This window comes from Ideonella sp. A 288 (genome assembly GCF_002198735.1).
Taxonomy (GTDB): Bacteria; Pseudomonadota; Gammaproteobacteria; order Burkholderiales; family Burkholderiaceae_C; genus Pseudaquabacterium.
In genome coordinates, this window is record NZ_MWLO01000064.1 from 19,028 (window position 1) to 36,870 (window position 17,843).

Here is a 17,843-nt window from a genome sequence, read left to right on the forward strand (position 1 = left end):
AGGGTCGTTGAGCACGCGCAACGAGGCCTGCGGGCCTCGGGCTGAGGTCCTCGGCGTCGTGGCACTGGCGGGCTCTGATGCACCGCACCAGCCCGGCGTACCTGTACCCGCTGATGCGGGTCAAGGGCACGACGTCCAGCGGCGAGAAGACCGACAGCGTCGGGGCCCATCTGGGCGACACGATGCTGCGGCTGAACGGTTGGGGCGTCGGCAACTGGCAGATGAAGCCCTGCGAACCCTGGCGCTGCGAGCCCCTGGCCTGCGAATGGCCAACCGGGACACACCGGGTCGAGGCGCTGTCGCGCCGCAGCGTGCAGTCCTTCGGCTTCCAGTTGGGCGACGACGCCCCGTTCGAAGCCCTCAAGGTCCACCGGGCCCATGGCAAGCTCGCGGTCGGTGGGTTCACGGCCTGCACCAACGTTCAGTTGTGGGACTGAGACCGCAGTTGCCAGGCGCGGCCCGGCGCCTGTCCCGGCGTCGACAACTGTGCTGCGGCGACCAGCCAAACAGCCGGCCAAGCGCCCGCACCAGCGCAGGGCGCAAAATGGGGGCTGGCGCACGACCGACCCCCCGGGGAAAGCGGCGCACCCCTGGTGCAGCACGCCCGATCTGGCCGCATCGCCTTCCTGTCTATTTGAAAGAGTGGTTGACCCGCATGGACGTCCTTTGCTACTGGAAGAACCACGACGCCGACATGAAGGCGGGCCGCATCGGCCACTTCAAGTCGACCCCCGACAAGCTGAAGGAATTCGCCGATGGCTATCCGGACTTCCTGTGGGTGTTCAACACCCCCAAGGGGCGCAAGGGCGAGGTGCAACTGCTGGCCCGCCTGAAATGGACCGACCGGCCGACGGTCCGCCACAAGCCGGAGCCGGGCACGGTGGCCATCCACTACGACCCGCATGACCTGATGTCGGTGTCCTTCGGCAGCGGCGGCAGCGATGCGGCCATCGCCGCCACCAGCCGGTGGATGGGCGGGCACTTCCCGAAGATGGCGGCCGCACACTTCATCGGCGCCTCTGGCCAGGAGGCCGTGCGCGGCTCGGTGCTGAAGGAACTGCAGCAACTGGCTGCGTCGATGGACGCGCAGCCCTTCATGACCTCGGAGGAGCCGGGCGCCTGAGCCCTTTCGGGGCGGTGAGCCTCACGACAGCGTGAGCTTGCGGCCGAAGGGCTGCACCGCCGCCCCCTTGGCTCCGGTCACGGCCCACAGCACCGGCGCGCGCCGCCGGTAACGCGCCGGCCCCTCGAGGTCGGTGAGCACCACGGTGAGATCGGGGTCGTGCCGGTCGGCCTCCTCCAGCATCGGCGTGAAGTCGGTGCCGCCGCCACTGTGGAACTCGATCGCGCGCAGGTCGCACCGGCCGGGCTCGAAGCGCTGCACGCGGCGCACCTGCTGGTCGCCGATGACCAGCGTGACGCCGGCCTCGAGCCGGCGCGTGATGGCCTCGATCTCGGCCGGGCAGCGGTCCATCAGCGCGTCGTCGATCGAGCCCGACCATCCACCACCAGCGGCGGCGCCGCCCGGGCCGGGCTGAGCCCGGGCTCGAAGGGCATGCGCCGGGGTGGTCGATCGGCTTGAAGGCCAGCCTGGACCTCGGCGGCGGTTGCCGCCGGGTCGGGGGTTCGGAGGTGCTTCAGCGGCGGGGCGACCCCGCCGCCGGCGCGACGCGCCTGCGCGCGGCCTTCGTCGGCGCGGCTTTCCTGGTCGCGGCCTTCCCTGTCGCGGCGCTCGGTGCCGGCGCCGGCTGCGCCCCGCTCGCCACCGGCGGCCTGGCCGGCTGGGGCTCGGTCAGCGCCGCGCGCAACCGGTCGCTGGCACTGCCGGCACCGGCCAGTGTCTCGTCCAGGCGCGCGGCCAGGCCGTCGATGTGGTCGCGCATCAGCGCTTCGGCGCGGGCGTTGTCGCCGACGGCCAGCGCCTCGACGATGGCGGCGTGGTCGTCGTTGCTGCCCTGCGCCTCGGTCTGCGACTGGTACAGCGCCGACACCAGCGTGGTGCGCGCCGACAGATCGACCATCATCGCGGTGAGGATGCGGTTGCCCAGACACTCGGCCAGGCAGACGTGGAAATCGGCCAGCTCGACGCTGCGTGCGCCGGCATCGCCGTGCTGGATGACCTCGCGCTCGCGGGCCACGTGCTGGCGCAGCGTGCGCAGCGCCGCCTGCAGCGGCCGGCCGGCGTCGCGCAGCATGCCGGTCTCGACGACGCGGCGCGCGGCATAGGTTTCGCGTGCCTCCTCGAACGAGGGCTCCACCACGTACCAGCCGACGCGCGAGCGCACCGCCACGAAGCCGCGCGCCTGCAACTGCATCAGCGCCTCGCGCACCAGGGTGCGGCTGACGCCGAACAGGTCGGCCAGTTCCTGCTCGCCAAGCCGCTCGCCGGGGCGGATCTTGCGGGCCAGGATCGACTGGACGATGCGTTCGGCAATCTCGGCCTTGGTGACCATCGCGGCGCCTGACTCTCGAAAGGAGGGGGATGGTGCGATTGTCGGCGAGCGCGGCCGGGGCGCCCTTGACCTGGCTCCGCCCGGCCCACCGGTCAGGCCCGCTGCAGCGTGGCCACGGTGCGCGGCCGCAGCGTGGCCATCACCAGGTACACGCCGCCGCCGATGGCCACGCCAAAGAACCAGCCGTAGGTGTTCCACCAGGCCGGCAGCAGGCTGGTGAAGTTGGGCAGGATCGTCGAGAACACCGAGCCGATGCCGGTGGCCACCAGCGCATTGACGTTCCAGCCGCCTTCGTAGCGGTATTCGCCGTGCTCCTGGTACAGCGCCTGCACGTTGATCTGGCCCTTGGCGACCAGGTAGTAGTCGACCAGGATGATGCCCAGCAGCGGGCCCATCGTCGCACCGATGGCGTTGACGAAGTGCGCGGCGTTGCCCTCCCACGGCGCGAAGGGGTAGAGCACCAGCGCGATGGCCGCGGCGATGTAGCCGCCCTTCTTGAAGTCGATCGCCTTCGGGAAGACGTTGGAGATGTCGAACGCGGCCGACACGAAGTTCGCCACCACGTTGATGCCCAGCGTGGCCACCGCAAAGGTCAGCGCGGCGATCAGCGCCAGCACCCAGCTGTCGAACTTGGCCGAGATCTGCTCGGGGTGCAGCAGCACCTCGCCGTACACCTTGAAGGCGGCGATGGTGGTGACGCCGGCCACCAGCGAGAACGCGATCAGGTTCACCGGCAGGCCCCACAGGTTGCCCTTGCGCACCGCGTCCTTGTCCTTGGCGTAGCGCGAGAAATCGCAGAAGTTGAGGTACAGCGCCGCGAAGTAGGTGACCCAGGTGGCCCCCACCGCCATCAGCGCCCAGAACGAGCCGGGCTCGCCGCTGACCCCGGCGTCCTTGGTCTTGGCCAGCAGCACGTCCATCGGGATGCCGTGGTCGAACGAGAAGCCACCGGCCTTGACGCACAGCCCGATGGCCAGCACCAGCATCGCCACCCACACCGCCGGCCCGGCCCAGTCCTGGAACTTGCGCACCGTCTCCATGCCCTTCTGGATGATCAGCAACTGCAGCGCCCAGATGACCACGTAGCACACCACCTCGAGCCCCGAGTGGCCGAGGAAGTGCACGTTCTTGTGGAAGTCGAGCATGGCCGGGCTGCGCACCAGCAGCGCCACCATCGCCCCTGACGCGGCGGCCGTCTGTGCGCCGTACCAGAAGCAGGCCACCACCGCGCGCACCAGCGCCGCCAGGTTGGCACCCCAGACGCCGAACGAGGCGCGGGCCAGCACCGGGTAGGGCACGCCGGTCTTCTCGCCGGCGTAGCCGATCAGGTTCATCAGCACGAAGATCACCAGCGAGCCCAGGCCGATGGCGATCACGAAGTTGGTGAAGCTGCCGCACAGCAGGAAAAGGCTGGCCGCGAGGTAGTAGCCCCACAGGCTGTGCACGTCCGAGGTCCAGACGTTGAAGATGCTGAAGGCACCCCAGTTGCGCTCCTTGGCAGGGGCGAGGTCCTCGTTGTAGAGGCCGGGTGAAGGGTTGCGGATGTCCATGCGGCGACTCCTGTGATGGGTGCGGGGGGCCTGCACCGGCCGTGGTCGGTGGACAGTTCACGGCTGTTGGCACGCAAACTGATATACAAGATTGTGCGCAAATAGACCTGATGGGCTGCGCGGGTTAACCCGCAGCGATTGGTGGTGGTTTCGGCAAAGCTGTTGCACCCGGGCGGCGGGTGCCCGGGTGCCCTCCGGGGGGGGCCGCTCCGGTTCGAGCGCGGGGCGCGAGGTGCCATTCATCGAGCGGGCCCGGTGGCCCGCTCGGCATCGGCACGCCCGTCAGTCGCGCAGGCCGCGCACGTCCCTGCCGCCCTTGCTGGACACCACCGTCACCGACGGCGGCGGGGCGGCCACCTTGGACAGCGTGGCGAGGTACTCGCCGGTGGTGGCCTGGCGCACCATCGCCAGCGGCGGCGCATCGCCGACCTGGGCGGTGAGCGTCGGCGGCACGCCCTTGTCGCTCGAGGTGGCGCGCACCTCCAGCGCGCGCAGCGTCGGGTTGTAGATCGCCGACACCACGTTCACCTGGTCCGTCACCGGCACCGTCAACGACGCCGATGGCAGCGCCGGGTTGGTGGTCAGCGTCAGGCTCTGCGGTGGCGACGTGGCCGCCGACAGTTGCACGAAGAAGTTGCCCGCGCCATCCGGCGTCAGCGTCGCGGCCGGCGTCAGGCCGGTCACCGGCTGCATCGTCACCGTGGCCGACGCATCGGCGCGTGCGAAGACGTTGAGCCGCGTGATGTTGCCGGTGCGGTCGTAGGTGGCGCGGTCGACCGCCAGCACCGGCGCGGTGGCTGCCGCGGTGTAGAGCTTGCCGGAGACGCTGAACTGCGCCGTCGAGGCCACCGACAGGCCCGGACCGGCGATGTTCGGGCCCTCGATCCGGAAGGCGTGGACGTTGCACGCGCTGCCGGTGATCGTGTGGGTGACCTGCGGATCGCCCACGTAGCCCGCCGGGGCCAGCGGCGGCACGGCCGGATCCCAGCGCAGCACGTTGCCCGTGGCGCCCGCCACCAGCGCCCTGAAGGGCGAGCCGCCGCCGACCTCGGCGCGGTGGTTGATCACGGGCAGCCCCCCCACCGGCACGAGGTGGACATCGGGCAGGCAGGCGGGGAAAGCCATGTACGGATGGAACACCTTGTACACGCCCGGCCCCGGCACCTGGATCCGGTACGCCAGGCGGCTGAAGACCTGCTGGTTGCCGTCGGCCACCACGTTCGGGCGATAGCCGGCCATCAGGCCGAGCGTCAATTCGGCCCGGCGGCCGCTGGGCATCACCAGGGTCGCCTGCGCCAGGCTGTAGGCCGCCTCGGCGCCGAAGCCCACGGTCGCGGCCCACAGGTTGCCGGGCAAGGCGCCGGCGGGTTCGAAGCGGCAGGGGCCGGTGGTCCCGTCGCCATCCAGGCAGGGCTGCACGGCAACGCGGCCGACGTCGGCCACATAGGCCGGGAAATGGCTGACCGGATCGACCGGACCGAGTTTCAACGCGATGTCCGCGGTGGCGGCACCGGACATGAGAACCAGGGCACCGGCGAGCGATGCGTGGGGGTACTGCTTCATTGACTGCTCCTGCATGGGGTGGTTGGGCGCATCGCGCGGCCATGCACACGCCGATGCGCCCGAGGGGCGGCGGCGTCCCTCCCAGGGGATGCCTCCTTGGCCACCCTCTGGCGGGGCGGCTCAGCGTCGACAGAGCACGCCGGTTCGGGCTTGATACGAGTCAACCGCCATGGCGGCGGCCAGGTCGGCCGAGCGCCACCGCGACCAATACGTATCACCATTCGATACCTCGGGTTCAGCCGGCGGGAACAATGCGAGGATGGGTCGCGTCATTCGATACCTTCTGCCAAGCTGGCGTCCATCGCCACCCCACTGCAGGAGAACCCCACGATGACCCGCCACCCCCACCGCTCCGCCGCGCGGCTTCGCGTGCTGACCGCCACGCTGGCCGCGCTCGCCGTGCTGCAGATGCCGGCCGGCGCGACCGGCGCCGAGCCCGCGGCCAGCGGCGCCGCGGCGGCCTCGGCCACGCTGGCCGAGCTCACGCCCCGCCTGGCGGTGGGCGACCTCGTGTTCATCCGCGTCGGGGCGCGGCCGTTCGTGGAGGTGGCTGCAGCCACCGGGTCATGGACCAACCATGTCGGCGTCGTGGTGGACACCACGGGCGCCGAACCGGTGATCGCCGAGAGCACGGTGCCGTGGTCGCGGCTGACGCCGCTGTCACGCTTTGCGGGTCGATCTCAGGACGGGCGCGTGGCGGTGGCGCCCTCGGCGGCGCCATTGTCGACCGACCAGCAGCGGCGGGTGGCCGAGGCGGCGCAGCGCCGCCTGGGCACATGGTACGACACCGGCTTCGACCTGCACTCGCGCCGGCAGTTCTGTTCGCGCTTCGTGCGCGAGGTGCTGGCCGAGGCCACCGGCGTGCAGGTCGGCGAGGTCGAGACCTTCGGCCAGTTGCTCGAGCGCCATCCCGAGGCCGACCAGCGCTTCTGGACGCTCTGGTACCTTGGCAGCATCCCGTGGCAACGCGAGACGGTGACGCCGGCCAGCGTGCTGCACAGCCCTCGGCTGGTGGCGGTGTTCGACGGCCGGGTGGCCGCCCGCCGCGCAGGGCGGTCGGACTGAGCGGCGCAAGCCCTCAGGCCGCGCCGACCTTCAGGGGATGACCATGTAGGCGATGGCCTCGCGCAGCCGCCGCGCCCGTGCCGGGTCGGTGGATTCGCAGTTCTGGGCCAGCACCTGCAATTCGCGCGCGGCGTGCAGGCGGCCGTGCCGTTCCAGGCCATTCCACAGCGACCGGCCCATGCGCCGAAGCCCGTCGCCCGGGGCGATGCGGCGCCACAGGCCTTGCCAGGACTGCAGGGCCATGAAGGTGACCATCGACGCCGCCCTGGTGTGAGAGGGTGCGTGCTTCGCGGGGACCATCAACCGTGGGCGCGTGTCGACGGCGCCGACGGCGCCGTGACCACGTGTGCGTGCCGGCGCACCCAGCGCAAGCCTTCGACAACCGACACCGCGATGGCGGCCGCCCAGAGGGCGCCGCGCGGCGCTGCCACGGTCGGCGGCACGATGAACATCGGATTCGATGCAGGCATTGGGAACTCCCGGATTCGGATGAACGAGGCCCCACGGCCTCTCGCCAGCGAATACTAGGGTAAACCCGATGTCCGTGGAAATTGCGACGCTGAATGCGGCCATCAAGCCGGCGAATGCCCCGCGTTGCCTGCCCGCGCCGGGCAGGGGTGCTGCCGCGGCGGCGCCACCGCGGCGCTACTGTGCCCGCACCACGTCGGCCGCGACCTCGGCGGCCACGCGCGCGAGCATGTCGCGCAACCAGCGCTGCGCCGGGTCGCGCTCGTGCCGCCGGTGCCACAGCATCCCGACGTCGATGGGCAGCAGATCGAACGGCAGTGGCCGAACCGCCAGCCGCGACGCGAAGCCGATGGCCGGCACGAAGCTGAGCGGCAGCACCGTCAGCAGGTCGGACCGCTGCACCGTGGCCCCGGCGGTGGAGAACTGGCCCACCGTGATCGCCACGCGCCGCTCTCGGCCCAGCCGCGCCAGGGCCTCGTCGACGAAGCCCCGCGGCCGGCCGGCAAAGCTCACGCGCAGGTGCTGCGCGCCACAGAACCCGTCCAGGCTCAGCGCGCCCTCCGCCGCCAGCGGGTGGTCGTGGCGCATCACGCACACGTAGCGGCAGGTGTAGAGCGACTCCAGGCACACCAGCCCGGCGTCGCCCTCGGCCGCCAGCGCCGCGCGCACATCGGGAAAGAAGCCGACCGCGACGTCGGCCTCGCCATGCTCGAGCATCGGCCGCGGGTCGCGCGTGCTCAGGCCCGCGATGCGCAGCCTCACCTGCGCCTGCTCGCGCTGCAGCGCAGCCGCCAGCGCCGGCACGAACAACGCCGCCGTGGCGTCGGCCATCGCCAGCGTGAAGCTGCGCTCGTCGTGGCCGGCGTCGAAGCCCTGCGGCGCGAAGGCCTCCTGCAACTGCTGCAGCGCGCCGCGGACGGTGGGCCACAGCGCCTGCGCATGGGCGGTGGGCACCACGCCGGTCGAGGTCGGCACGAACAGATCCTCGTGCGTGGCCTCGCGCAGCCGGCGCAGCGCATTGCTCACCGCCGGTTGCGTCATCGCCAGGTGATCGGCGGCGCGGGTGACGTTGCGTTCGACCATCACCGCATCGAAGACCTTGAGCAGGTTCAGGTCGAGCGTGCGGAAGTTGGTCGGGCGAGCGATCATGGCGCCGACCGGCCGAGCCCTAGCGCCCGAAGGCGCTGGCCATGGCCTGGCGCAGCTCGTCGGTGGTCTGCGGCTGGTCGAGCGCGCCCACGCGCTTGCCCTGGCCGTCGAACAGCAGCACGATGCCGTCGCGGGCGCCGTGGCGGCTGGCAAACGCCTTGCCTTCCGCCAGGCCCAGGTGGGCCACCAGGAACTCCACCTGCCCGTCATGGTCGCCGCGGACGGCGTTCATCAATTCCATCACCGCAAAGCCGCCGGTGTGGTTGGAATCGTGGGCCAGCACCACGGCCGGGCGACCCTGGCCGATGCGCGTCAGGTCGGTCGGGTAGGCGCCGCTGGGCAACTGCCGCCAGATCAGCGCCACGATGGCACCGAGGGCGATGAGGGTGAACAAGGTGCGGCGCCAGCGGGGCGAGGGGCCGGACGTGCCAGAGGGACCTGCGGGGCTGGAGGCGGGGTGGGTCATGCGTGTGGGCGAGGTTGGGGCGACCAGGGGCGGAGTCGGCAGGATACACAACGCGCCGCGCGACCAGTCGCCGCCAAGACCCTGCGGCCGGCCATGCCGCCCGGCGACCGATGCCGCCGCCGCGCCCGTCGCCGACCGCTCGGTGCACCACGCCCTGCGCACCACGCCCAGTGCGCCGTGCTCAGTGCACCGCGCTCAGCACCGACGATTCGTGCTGCCAACCGCGCTGCAGGCGCAGGAACTCGGGCAGCGGCACCGCCGGCGACACCAGGTAGCCCTGCATCTCGTGGCAGCCGGCCCGGGCCACGGCCTCGAGTTGCAGCGCCGATTCAACGCCCTCGCACACCGTGCGCATGCCCAGGGTTGTGGCCAGGTGCGAGATCATCTGCACGATGGCGCGGGCATCGGGCTGCACCAGCACCTCGCTGACGAAGGCGCGGTCGATCTTCAACGTGTCGAACGGGAAACGGCGCAGGTAGGCCAGCGACGAGTAGCCGGTGCCGAAATCGTCGAGCGCCACGCGCACGCCCAGGCCGCGCAGCGTGTGCAGTTTCTCGAGCGCGCCGTCGGCGTCGTCGATGAACACCGATTCGGTGATCTCCAGTTCCAGCCGCGACGGCGGCAGGCGACATTCGCGCAGGGTGTCGCGCACCTGGGCGACGAACTGAGATTCGCGCAACTGCAGCGGCGACACGTTGACCGACACCGTCAGGCCCGCCAAGGGGCCGGCCGCGGCGCGGCAGGCCTCGCGCAGGGCCCAACGGCCGAGTTCGTCGATCAGGCCGCACTGCTCGGCCACGCCGATGAACTCGCCAGGGGGCACGCGCCCCAGCACGGGATGCTCCCAGCGCATCAGCGCCTCGGCGCCGGCGATGCGCCAGTCGGCGATGTCGACCTTGGGCTGCCAGTGCAGCGCCAACTGGCCGCGCTCGAGGGCCTGCCGCAGGCCCTGCTCGATCGCCAGGCGGCGACGGCTGCGTTCGCCCAGGTGGGGCGCATACACCGCGAAGCGGCCGCGGCCCGACTCCTTCGCCGCGTAGAGCGCGGTGTCCGATCGCGCCAGCCACTCGTCGACGCCCAGCGTTGCGTCGTCGCTGGCGGCCACGCCCACGCTGGCCCCGACGCGCAGCCGCCGCGACGACAGCTCCACCGGCAGTGACAGCGCGTCGACCAGGCGCTGGGCCATCGTGGCGGCGTCGGGCGCCTCGCCCACGTGGCGCATCAGCACCGCGAACTCGTCTCCACCCAGCCGGGCCACCAGGTCGTCGGGGCGCACACAGGCGCGCAGGCGCTGCGCGACGGCCTTCAGCACATCGTCGCCGGCGCTGTGGCCCATGCTGTCGTTCACCGTCTTGAAGTGGTCCAGGTCGATCAACAGCAGCGCCGCGCTGCGGTCGCCGTGCACCACCTCGGCCAGCGCATCGCGCAGCATGAAGCGATTGGCCAGACCGGTGAGCGAATCGGTGTGCGCCAGTCGGCGCAGCTGGCGCTCGCCCTCGAGCTTTTCGGTGACATCGGCCAGCACGCCGCGCCAGCCCAGCGTCTGCCCCTCGTCGTCGACCAGGCGCTTGCCATTGATGGCCAGGTGCCGCGGCGCGGCATCGGTGCGCAGGGTGAGCTGCAGGTTGCGGAACGGTCGCCCGGCATCGAACGCCAGGCGCAGCGCGGCCAGGCCGTCGTGGGCCCTGGGCTCCAGCAGGGCCAGCAGGGTGCCGGCGCGGATGTCGTCCTCGCCGACGCCCAGCAGCTCGGCCAGACGCGGCGACAGGTGCCGCAGCCGGCCATCGACGCCAACCTCCCACAGGGCCTCGTCGGCATGCTGCTCGAAGTCGTGCAGCAGCACCGCCAGCGTGCGCTCCTGCTGGGCCGAGCGCGCCTGGGCCCGGATCAGCGCAGTGGCCTTGCCCCAGGCCGACAGCGAGCCGATCACGACCATCGGAGAGTAGAGCCCGATCAGCGCGGCCAACGCGGCCAGGTCCGGATCGCCGGCCCGCCACAGCGCGCCCAGCGCCGACAGCGAGAACACACCGACGTAGGCCATGCTGGCCAGCGGCAGCGTGCTGAGCATGAAGCTGCCGGCACCGATCATGCCGGTGACCAGCGTGGCCACCACCATCTGCTGCGCCGGCGCGGCCGTCGGGAACCACAGCAGCAGCGGCACGGTCCAGAGCCCCGCCAGGAAGGCGGCATGCAGGGTGGCGCGGTGCACCGCGCGCACCGACACCGTGTCGCGCGGCCGCCGTGCCTGCCGCCACCAGGCCCGCAGGCCCAGGCCGGACAGCACCAGCAGCACCGCCAGCCACAGCCACAGCCCGGGCGGTGCCCCCGGGGTGAAGGACCAGACCACGAGCACGGCGCTGCCCATGTGGCAGGCCAGTGCATAGGGTGTGAGGCGCACCACCTCGCGCAGGTGGGCACCGCGCAGCAGCGCGGCATCGCGGTCGCCATTGCCGTACATGTCGGCCACGGCGCTGCGCAGGCTTCGAAACTGTGCTGCGTCGACGAACGTCATCGTGCCCGGCGCCGCCACGATCGCGTCGCCCCTTCCCTCTGGCTCAGTCTATGGGCGCAGAGCGTGCCGTGGCACACCCGCACTGGACCCCGAACCCGCCAGATTGCACGCCGACCCGCCGTTCGTGCCGGCGGCGGCGCAGCGGGCCGCGGGGCCGCTGCGGATCAGGCCGAGGCCATGGTCGGCACCACGTCCGGCACGATCAGCCGGGTGCCCGTGGCCGCCTGCACCTGCGCCACCGTGACGCCGGGGGCCAGTTCCTGCAGCACCATGCCGTCGGACGTGGGCCGCAGCACCGCCAGTTCGGTGACGACGAGGTCGACGCAGCGCATCGACGTGAGCGGCAGCGTGCACTCGTCGACGATCTTGTGCTCGCCCTTGGCGGTGTGCGTCATGGCCACGATGACGCGCCGCGCGCCAGTCACCAGGTCCATCGCGCCGCCCATGCCGGGCACCATCTTGCCGGGCACCATCCAGTTGGCCAGGCGGCCGTTGCGGTCGACCTGCAGGCCGCCCAGCACGGTGACGTCGAGGTGGCCGCCGCGCACCAGTCCGAAGGACATGGCGCTGTCGAAGGTGGCCGCGCCCGGCAGCGCGCTGATGGGCCGGCCGCCGGCGTCGGTGAGGTCGTCGTCCTCCAGCCCGTGCTCGGGCACCGACTGCATGCCGATGATGCCGTTCTCGGACTGGAAAAAGATGTGCGCGTCGCGCGGCACCAGGCCGGCCACCAGCGTGGGCAGGCCGATGCCCAGGTTGACCAGCGTGCCGGGGCGCAGTTCCTGGGCCACGCGCGAGGCGATCAGCAGCTTGTCATCCATGAGCGGACTCCTTGGCGATGATGTGGGTGACGACGACCGAGGGGGTCATCACCGCGTCGGGCGGGATCACGCCCACCGGCACGATCTCCTGGGGCTCGGCCAGCACCACGTCGGCCGCCATCGCGATCAGCGGGTTGAAGTTGCGCGCGGTCAGGGCGTAGGCCAGGTTGCCGATGTGGTCGGACTGGCGCGCATTGACGAGCGCGAAGTCGGCCCGCAGCGGCAGTTCGATCAGGAAGGTGCGGCCGTCGATCTCGACGGTGCGCTTGCCCTCGGCCACGATGGTGCCCACGCCGGTGGCGGTGAGCACGCCGCCGAGGCCGAAGCCCCCGGCCCGCACGCGCTCGGCGAGCGTGCCCTGGGGCACCAGTTCCACCTCGATGTCGCCGGAAATCATCCGGGCCTGGGTCACGGGGTTGGTGCCGATGTGGCTGACGATCACGCGCCGCACCAGGCCGGCGTCGATCAGCTTGCCGATGCCCACGCCGGGGCGCGCGGTGTCGTTGGCGATCACGGTGAGGCGGCGCTTGCCCTGCTTCACCAGTTCGTCGATCAGACGGGGCGGCGTGCCCACGCCCATGAATCCGCCGATCATCAGCACCGCCCCGTCGGGGATGCGCGCGACCGCGTCTGCTGCCTTGATGGTCTTGCTCACCTTGGATGTCCTCGCCTTCCTGAAGCTGATGCCCCGGATTCAACGTCCGAATCGGGGTGGGCTTAAGGCTGAGAAGCCACAGGTTTGCGGCAGGTCAACCCTGATGTGCGGTACTTGCCCCCTGCAACGTTGCCAATGGCACCACCCATCGCCGGCCCACTGCTCGCCCGCGATAATGTCGCCTCCCACCATGACCGCCGCCACACGCCAGGCCTCCGACTACCAGCGGCTGCTGCTGGACCGGGTGCCGTCGATGCTGTCGTACTGGGGCACCGACCTGCGTTGCCGCTTCGGCAACCGGGCCTACGCCGACTGGTTCGGCATCGCTCCCGAGACGCTGGTCGGCGCCTCGCTGCGCGACGTGCTGGGGCCCGAGTTGTATGCACTCAACGAACCGCAGTTCCGGGCCGCCTTCCGCGGCCAGGGGCAGACCTTCGAGCGCGGCGTCCGCGACGCGCACGGCCAGCCACGGCAGGCCCTGATCACCTACATCCCGGATGTCGTCGACGGCCAGGTGGTCGGCGTGCTGGTGCAGGTGACCGATGTCAGCCCGCTGAAGGTGGCGCAGGACGCAGTGAAGCGCAACGAGGAGTACCTGCGCGAGCTGTTCATGCAGTCGTCCGAGGGCATCCTGGTCGCCGACGCCGACGGCCGCTTCTGCGACGTCAACGAAGCCTGCTGCACGATGCTGGGGTGCACCGCAGGCGACATCCTGGGCAAGACCTTCGAAGACCTGGTGTGGCCCACCGAGGTGGCGCGCATTCCCCTGGCGCGCGCCCGGCTGCAGACCGGCGTCCGCCACGTCGAGGAATGGCTCTTCCGGCACCCCGATGGCACCGCGGTGCCGGTCGAGGTCCGGTCCAGGTTCCTGACCGACGGCCGGCGCGTCGGGTTCATGCGCGACATCACCCGCCACAAGCAGGCTCTGGCGGCCGGACATCAGCTCGCCCAGGAACTGGGCCGGCAGGTGCAGCACCGCACCGACGAACTGGCGCTCACCGCCCAGGAGCTGAAGCTCAGCGAAGCGCGCCTGCGCGGCATCTTCGAGTCGGCCATCGACGCCATCGTCACCCTCGACGAGCGGCAGATCATCGTCGAGGCCAACCCGGCCGCTGCGACGATGTTCGGCTGCCCGCTGAACGAACTGATCGGGGCGCCAGTGGAGCGCTTCATCCCCACACGTTTCAGGCCCGGGCACCGCGACAAGGTCGAAGCGTTCGGCAACAGACCCGATGTGGGCCACCAGATGGGCGCGCAACGCCATGTCTCGGCCGTGCGCGCCGACGGCGTGGAGTTCTCGGTCGAGGCCGCGATCTCGCACGTGCAGGTCGGCGGCCACCACCTGTACACGGTGATCCACCGCGACATCACCGAGCGCCAGCGCTCCGAGGCCGAGCGCCACGCCGCGCATGCCGCGCTGCAGCGGCTCATCGCGGCGCAGGATGCCGTGCAGGAGAACGAGCGCCGGCGCATCGCACTCGAGTTGCACGACGACCTGCAGCAGAAGCTGGCCGCCATCCAACTCAACCTCGGCGCGGTAGGCGGGCGCCTGCCCCCCGAACGCGGCCCGGTGGCGGACATGCTGGCCGAGGCCATGGACCTGGCCTCGGCGGCGATCGAGTCCACCCGCCGCATCGTCAACGACCTGCGCCCGCAGATCCTCGAAGACCTGGGCCTGGTGGCGGCGCTGAACGCCCTCGTCAGGCAGTTCTCGCAACGCAGTGGCATCGCCTGCCGGCTGGTGGCGCCCACCGACGACGCCGACGCCGCGCTGGCCGCGCCGGCGATCGCCACGGGCCTGTTCCGTATCACCCAGGAAGCCCTCAACAATGTGCTGAAGCACTCTCGCGCCAGTGCCGTCGAGGTGCGCATCGCCAAGCTGCCAGATGGCCGGTGCACGCTGACCATCCACGACAACGGGCACGGCATGGCGCCCGGCGACCGCCACAAGGCGCAGTCCTTCGGCCTGCTGGGCATGCAGGAGCGCGTGCGCGCCATTGGCGGCCACCTGCACATCGACACGCACGCCGGCCGGGGCACCACGGTGGCGGTGACGGTGCCGGCGCCGCCGCCGGCCGATTGACGGGGCCGACTCAACCCCGGGGCCGCCGCAGCGGCGACGGCCGGGCGATGGCCAGCAGCGTCAGCGCGGCGAATCCTGCGCCAACGTAGAAAGTGAGCGACGAGCCGAAGCGGTGCCACAGCAAGCCCGCGATGGCGCTGGACGCCAGCATGGCCACGCCGCTGACCAGGTTGAACACGCCGTAGGCGGTGCCACGCAGATCGGGCGGCGCGGTATCGGCCACCATGGCCGCCAGCAGGCCCTGGGTCATGCCCATGTGCACACCCCAGAGGGCCACGCCCAGGCCCAGGCCGGCCCAGCCGGAGGCCCGCGCCAGCACCAGATCCGAGGCGATCAGCACCACCAGCCCGCCGGCCAGCAGCGCGCGGTGGCTGACCGAATCGGACCACTTGCCGAACGGATAGGCCGACGCCGCATACACCAGGTTCATCGCCACCATGACCAGCGGCACCCAGGCCACGGGCACGCCGATTTCCGCGGCCCGCAGCACCAGGAAGGCCTCGCTGAAGCGCGCCAGCGTGAACACCGCACCCACCGCCACCACCCACCAGTAGGCGCCGCCCAGCCGGGACAGCGCCTCGCGGCGGATCGGGTTCACCGGCGGGCCCGTGCGCTCGCGCACCGGCTCGCGGACGCCGACCATCAGCAGCACCACCGCCAGCAGCCCCGGCACCACCGCCACCCAGAACACCGCCCGGAAGTCGTTGGCCCACAGCAGCATCAGGCCGGTGGCCAGCAGCGGGCCGACGAAGGCCCCCACCGTGTCGAGCGACTGGCGCAGCCCGAACGCCGCGCCGCGGATGGCCGGCGGCGTGATGTCGGCGATCAACGCATCGCGCGGCGCGCCGCGCAGGCCCTTGCCGACGCGGTCGATGAAGCGCGCCGCGACCACGGCGCCCACCCCGGTGGCCAGGGCGAACACCGGCTTGGTGAACGCCCCCATCGCGTAGCCCAGCACGGCCAGGCCCTTGCGCCGGCCCAGGTAGTCGCTGAGCGTGCCCGAGAACACCTTCGAGATCAGTGCGATCGACTCGGCCAGGCCCTCGATCAGGCCCACCGCCAGCACGCTGACGCCGAGCGTGCCGACCAGGAACAGCGGCAGCAGGCTGTGCACCATCTCGGACGAGATGTCCATCAGCAGGCTCACGAAGCCCAGCACCCACACCCCGCGGGGGATGCGCGGGCGGTCGACGGTCGATGGCGGCATGGCCGATTGTGATCGGCGCGCCGGCGCACCGGCCCTGGCATCCGCCGATCGCTGGCGACGGTCGCGCTGTCCTCCGGCCTCGACATGCGGCGTGGTCCTACACGCCGGGCGGGCGGCATTGCCGACACTGGTCGGGCACCGCCGCGCGGGGCTGCCGCGACACGCATGCGCACGCTCGGGCCGATGTGGCCTTGCCACATGGGTCGATCAGCCGAGGATGGCCCGCTCTGGCCGGCCTCGGTGCGCTCAGAACAAAGGCCACGCCATGGACCTCTCCTTCGCCCGTCGCACACTTCGATGGATAGGCCTCGCCCTGTCGATCGCCTTCGCCGGGCCGGCCGCGGCCGAGCCGCCGCTGCGCGCCGGCCGCCTGGGCTACCTGCAGGGCACCGTGAGCTTCTCACCGGCCGGCCAATCCGACTGGGTGCAGGCCACGGTCAATCGGCCACTGACCACCGGCGACCGGCTGTGGACCGACGCTGCCTCGCGCGCCGAACTGCAGGTGGGCGGCACCGCGATCCGCCTGGGCGAGGACACCGACGCGACCCTGCTCAACCTCGATGACCGCATCGCGCAGGTGATGCTGTCGCAAGGCACGCTGATGCTGCGCGTGCGGCGCATGGGGGCGGGGCAGAGCATCGAGGTGGACACGCCCAACCTGGCGTTCACGGTGCGCCGTGCCGGCGAGTACCGCATCGAGGTCGATCCCAACGACGACGCGACGGTGGTGCTGGTGCGCAGCGGCGAGGCCGAGGTGTTCGGCGACGGCGCGTCGTATGCGATCAGGCCGGCGCGCGGCCATCGCTTCCACGGCACCGACTTGTCCGACCACGACGACGTGGCGGCCCGGCGCGTTGACGACCTGGACCGCTGGTCGCGCGAGCGCGACCGCCGCCTCGCCGCCTCGCCGTCCGCCCGCTATGTGTCGGCCGAGGTGGTCGGCTACGACGACCTGGACGCCTACGGCCACTGGCGCTCCGACCCGGACTACGGCAACGTCTGGACGCCCAGCCGCGTGTCGTCCGGCTGGACACCGTTCCGGGACGGCCACTGGACCTGGATCGACCCCTGGGGCTGGACCTGGGTCGACGACGCCCCCTGGGGCTTTGCCGTGTCGCACTACGGCCGCTGGGCCCACATCCGCGGCACCTGGGGCTGGGTGCCGGGTCCGCCGCGCGAGCGCGCGGTGTATGCGCCGGCGCTGGTGGCCTTCGTCGGCGGCAGCGGCTTCCAGGGCGCGGCCGCCACCGGCGGCGGCGCGGTCGGCTGGTTCCCGCTGGCACCGCGCGAGGTCTATCGGCCGGCCTACCCGGTGAGCCGCGGCTACTTCGACCATGTCAACCGCAGCAACGCGGTGATCGCCCCGACCATCATCACCAACGTCTACAACACCACTATCGTCCAGCAGACGACGATCGTGAACACCCGCCGCCCGGTCGCCCCCCTGCGCTACGCCAACCAGCAGGTGGCCGGCGCGGTGGTGGCCGTGCCGGTGCAGTCCTTCGTGCAGTCGCGGCCGGTGGCCCCGGCCACGATGAGGCTGTCCCGCGAGGATGCCCTGGCCGCACGCGTGGCACAGGTCGCGGCCATCGCACCCGAGCCGAAGAGCCTGCACGGCGGCGCCCGGGACGCCTCCGCCAGACCGCCGGCCCGCGCTCAGGCCGTGGTGGCCCGCACGGCCCCGCCGCCGCCGCCCGTGCCCTTCGCCGAGCAGCAGAAGCCGCTGGCGGCCCGGCCGGGCCGACCCGTCGACGACGCGGAGCGCAAGCGCCTGATGCCCACGGCCGCGGCCCCCTCGGCGCCGCGGGTGACCGTGGTGGCCGCGCCCCAGGGCCCGGCCCGCGCCGCCTTGCC

The 17,843-nt window shown here is 71.8% G+C and carries 17 protein-coding genes; 5 read left to right on the top strand and 12 right to left on the bottom strand.

The features are described from left to right. Window positions 1–77 precede the first annotated feature (77 nt). Entirely contained in the window at window positions 78–437 is a 360-nt protein-coding gene (locus EOINJALH_RS03905; protein WP_088279005.1) for a hypothetical protein, read from the top strand. A 218-nt stretch (window positions 438–655) separates the two neighbouring features. Beyond that, the gene (locus tag EOINJALH_RS03910) at window positions 656–1,123 is read left to right on the top strand and encodes a hypothetical protein (protein WP_088279006.1); all 468 of its coding nucleotides are present in this window, start codon (window positions 656–658) and stop codon (window positions 1,121–1,123) included. Window positions 1,124–1,144: 21 nt separating this feature from the next. Here EOINJALH_RS03910 and EOINJALH_RS03915 read toward each other — a convergent pair whose 3' ends face one another. The 4 genes from EOINJALH_RS03915 to EOINJALH_RS03930 all read right to left on the bottom strand — a co-directional run bounded on the left by EOINJALH_RS03915 (window position 1,145) and on the right by EOINJALH_RS03930 (window position 5,566). Further along, complete coding sequence (locus EOINJALH_RS03915) at window positions 1,145–1,474, bottom strand: VWA-like domain-containing protein (protein WP_234413648.1); 330 nt, start codon at window positions 1,472–1,474, stop codon at window positions 1,145–1,147. 163 nt (window positions 1,475–1,637) lie between these two features. After that, complete coding sequence (locus EOINJALH_RS03920; protein ID WP_088279007.1) at window positions 1,638–2,453, bottom strand: GntR family transcriptional regulator; 816 nt, start codon at window positions 2,451–2,453, stop codon at window positions 1,638–1,640. A 92-nt stretch (window positions 2,454–2,545) separates the two neighbouring features. Further along, a complete protein-coding gene (locus EOINJALH_RS03925; protein WP_088279008.1) occupies window positions 2,546–4,003 on the bottom strand; it encodes an NCS1 family nucleobase:cation symporter-1 in 1,458 nt (485 codons plus the stop codon). A gap of 282 nt (window positions 4,004–4,285) precedes the next feature. Further along, window positions 4,286–5,566 carry a hypothetical protein gene (locus tag EOINJALH_RS03930; protein ID WP_088279009.1) on the bottom strand — a complete coding sequence of 427 codons (1,281 nt, stop codon included), beginning with the start codon at window positions 5,564–5,566 and terminating at the stop codon, window positions 4,286–4,288. A gap of 330 nt (window positions 5,567–5,896) precedes the next feature. Between EOINJALH_RS03930 and EOINJALH_RS03935 the strand changes: the two genes are divergently transcribed. Then, complete coding sequence (locus tag EOINJALH_RS03935; protein WP_234413649.1) at window positions 5,897–6,631, top strand: YebB family permuted papain-like enzyme; 735 nt, start codon at window positions 5,897–5,899, stop codon at window positions 6,629–6,631. A 30-nt stretch (window positions 6,632–6,661) separates the two neighbouring features. Here EOINJALH_RS03935 and EOINJALH_RS03940 read toward each other — a convergent pair whose 3' ends face one another. The 7 genes from EOINJALH_RS03940 to EOINJALH_RS03965 form a co-directional block, all read right to left on the bottom strand. Further along, on the bottom strand, window positions 6,662–6,886 hold the full coding sequence (locus EOINJALH_RS03940) for a hypothetical protein (protein WP_088279010.1): 225 nt from the start codon (window positions 6,884–6,886) through the stop codon (window positions 6,662–6,664). Between the two features lie 44 nt (window positions 6,887–6,930). Then, window positions 6,931–7,101 carry a hypothetical protein gene (locus EOINJALH_RS31585; RefSeq protein WP_158219640.1) on the bottom strand — a complete coding sequence of 57 codons (171 nt, stop codon included), beginning with the start codon at window positions 7,099–7,101 and terminating at the stop codon, window positions 6,931–6,933. Between the two features lie 175 nt (window positions 7,102–7,276). Further along, window positions 7,277–8,248 carry a LysR family transcriptional regulator gene (locus EOINJALH_RS03945; protein ID WP_088279011.1) on the bottom strand — a complete coding sequence of 324 codons (972 nt, stop codon included), beginning with the start codon at window positions 8,246–8,248 and terminating at the stop codon, window positions 7,277–7,279. 19 nt (window positions 8,249–8,267) lie between these two features. Further along, the gene (locus EOINJALH_RS03950; protein ID WP_088279012.1) at window positions 8,268–8,642 is read right to left on the bottom strand and encodes a hypothetical protein; all 375 of its coding nucleotides are present in this window, start codon (window positions 8,640–8,642) and stop codon (window positions 8,268–8,270) included. A 253-nt stretch (window positions 8,643–8,895) separates the two neighbouring features. Next, the gene (locus EOINJALH_RS03955) at window positions 8,896–11,226 is read right to left on the bottom strand and encodes a bifunctional diguanylate cyclase/phosphodiesterase (RefSeq protein ID WP_088279013.1); all 2,331 of its coding nucleotides are present in this window, start codon (window positions 11,224–11,226) and stop codon (window positions 8,896–8,898) included. Window positions 11,227–11,390: 164 nt separating this feature from the next. Next, window positions 11,391–12,044, bottom strand: coding sequence for a 3-oxoacid CoA-transferase subunit B (locus EOINJALH_RS03960; RefSeq protein ID WP_088279014.1), 654 nt, complete (start codon window positions 12,042–12,044; stop codon window positions 11,391–11,393). Continuing rightward, entirely contained in the window at window positions 12,037–12,699 is a 663-nt protein-coding gene (locus tag EOINJALH_RS03965; protein WP_088279015.1) for a 3-oxoacid CoA-transferase subunit A, read from the bottom strand. Before EOINJALH_RS03965 ends, EOINJALH_RS03960 begins: the two co-directional genes overlap by 8 nt. A gap of 190 nt (window positions 12,700–12,889) precedes the next feature. On the opposite strand from EOINJALH_RS03965, the gene EOINJALH_RS03970 reads away from it, so the two are divergent. Then, entirely contained in the window at window positions 12,890–14,782 is a 1,893-nt protein-coding gene (locus tag EOINJALH_RS03970; RefSeq protein ID WP_158219641.1) for a PAS domain S-box protein, read from the top strand. A 10-nt stretch (window positions 14,783–14,792) separates the two neighbouring features. Here EOINJALH_RS03970 and EOINJALH_RS03975 read toward each other — a convergent pair whose 3' ends face one another. Continuing rightward, window positions 14,793–15,989, bottom strand: coding sequence for an MFS transporter (locus EOINJALH_RS03975; protein WP_088279017.1), 1,197 nt, complete (start codon window positions 15,987–15,989; stop codon window positions 14,793–14,795). 265 nt (window positions 15,990–16,254) lie between these two features. On the opposite strand from EOINJALH_RS03975, the gene EOINJALH_RS03980 reads away from it, so the two are divergent. After that, on the top strand, window positions 16,255–17,843 hold a 1,589-nt coding region (locus EOINJALH_RS03980; protein ID WP_234413650.1), incomplete at its 3' end, for a DUF6600 domain-containing protein.

Coding starts and splice junctions, on each gene's coding strand:
- EOINJALH_RS03975 (WP_088279017.1), bottom strand. CDS start 15,989: ATGCCGCCATCGACCGTCGACCGCCCGCGCATCCCCCGCGGGGTGTGG.
- EOINJALH_RS03970 (WP_158219641.1), top strand. CDS start 12,890: ATGACCGCCGCCACACGCCAGGCCTCCGACTACCAGCGGCTGCTGCTG.
- EOINJALH_RS03925 (WP_088279008.1), bottom strand. CDS start 4,003: ATGGACATCCGCAACCCTTCACCCGGCCTCTACAACGAGGACCTCGCC.
- EOINJALH_RS03920 (WP_088279007.1), bottom strand. CDS start 2,453: ATGGTCACCAAGGCCGAGATTGCCGAACGCATCGTCCAGTCGATCCTG.
- EOINJALH_RS03940 (WP_088279010.1), bottom strand. CDS start 6,886: ATGGTCACCTTCATGGCCCTGCAGTCCTGGCAAGGCCTGTGGCGCCGC.
- EOINJALH_RS31585 (WP_158219640.1), bottom strand. CDS start 7,101: ATGCCTGCATCGAATCCGATGTTCATCGTGCCGCCGACCGTGGCAGCG.
- EOINJALH_RS03955 (WP_088279013.1), bottom strand. CDS start 11,226: ATGACGTTCGTCGACGCAGCACAGTTTCGAAGCCTGCGCAGCGCCGTG.
- EOINJALH_RS03915 (WP_234413648.1), bottom strand. CDS start 1,474: ATGGACCGCTGCCCGGCCGAGATCGAGGCCATCACGCGCCGGCTCGAG.
- EOINJALH_RS03905 (WP_088279005.1), top strand. CDS start 78: ATGCACCGCACCAGCCCGGCGTACCTGTACCCGCTGATGCGGGTCAAG.
- EOINJALH_RS03935 (WP_234413649.1), top strand. CDS start 5,897: ATGACCCGCCACCCCCACCGCTCCGCCGCGCGGCTTCGCGTGCTGACC.
- EOINJALH_RS03945 (WP_088279011.1), bottom strand. CDS start 8,248: ATGATCGCTCGCCCGACCAACTTCCGCACGCTCGACCTGAACCTGCTC.
- EOINJALH_RS03910 (WP_088279006.1), top strand. CDS start 656: ATGGACGTCCTTTGCTACTGGAAGAACCACGACGCCGACATGAAGGCG.
- EOINJALH_RS03960 (WP_088279014.1), bottom strand. CDS start 12,044: ATGGATGACAAGCTGCTGATCGCCTCGCGCGTGGCCCAGGAACTGCGC.
- EOINJALH_RS03930 (WP_088279009.1), bottom strand. CDS start 5,566: ATGAAGCAGTACCCCCACGCATCGCTCGCCGGTGCCCTGGTTCTCATG.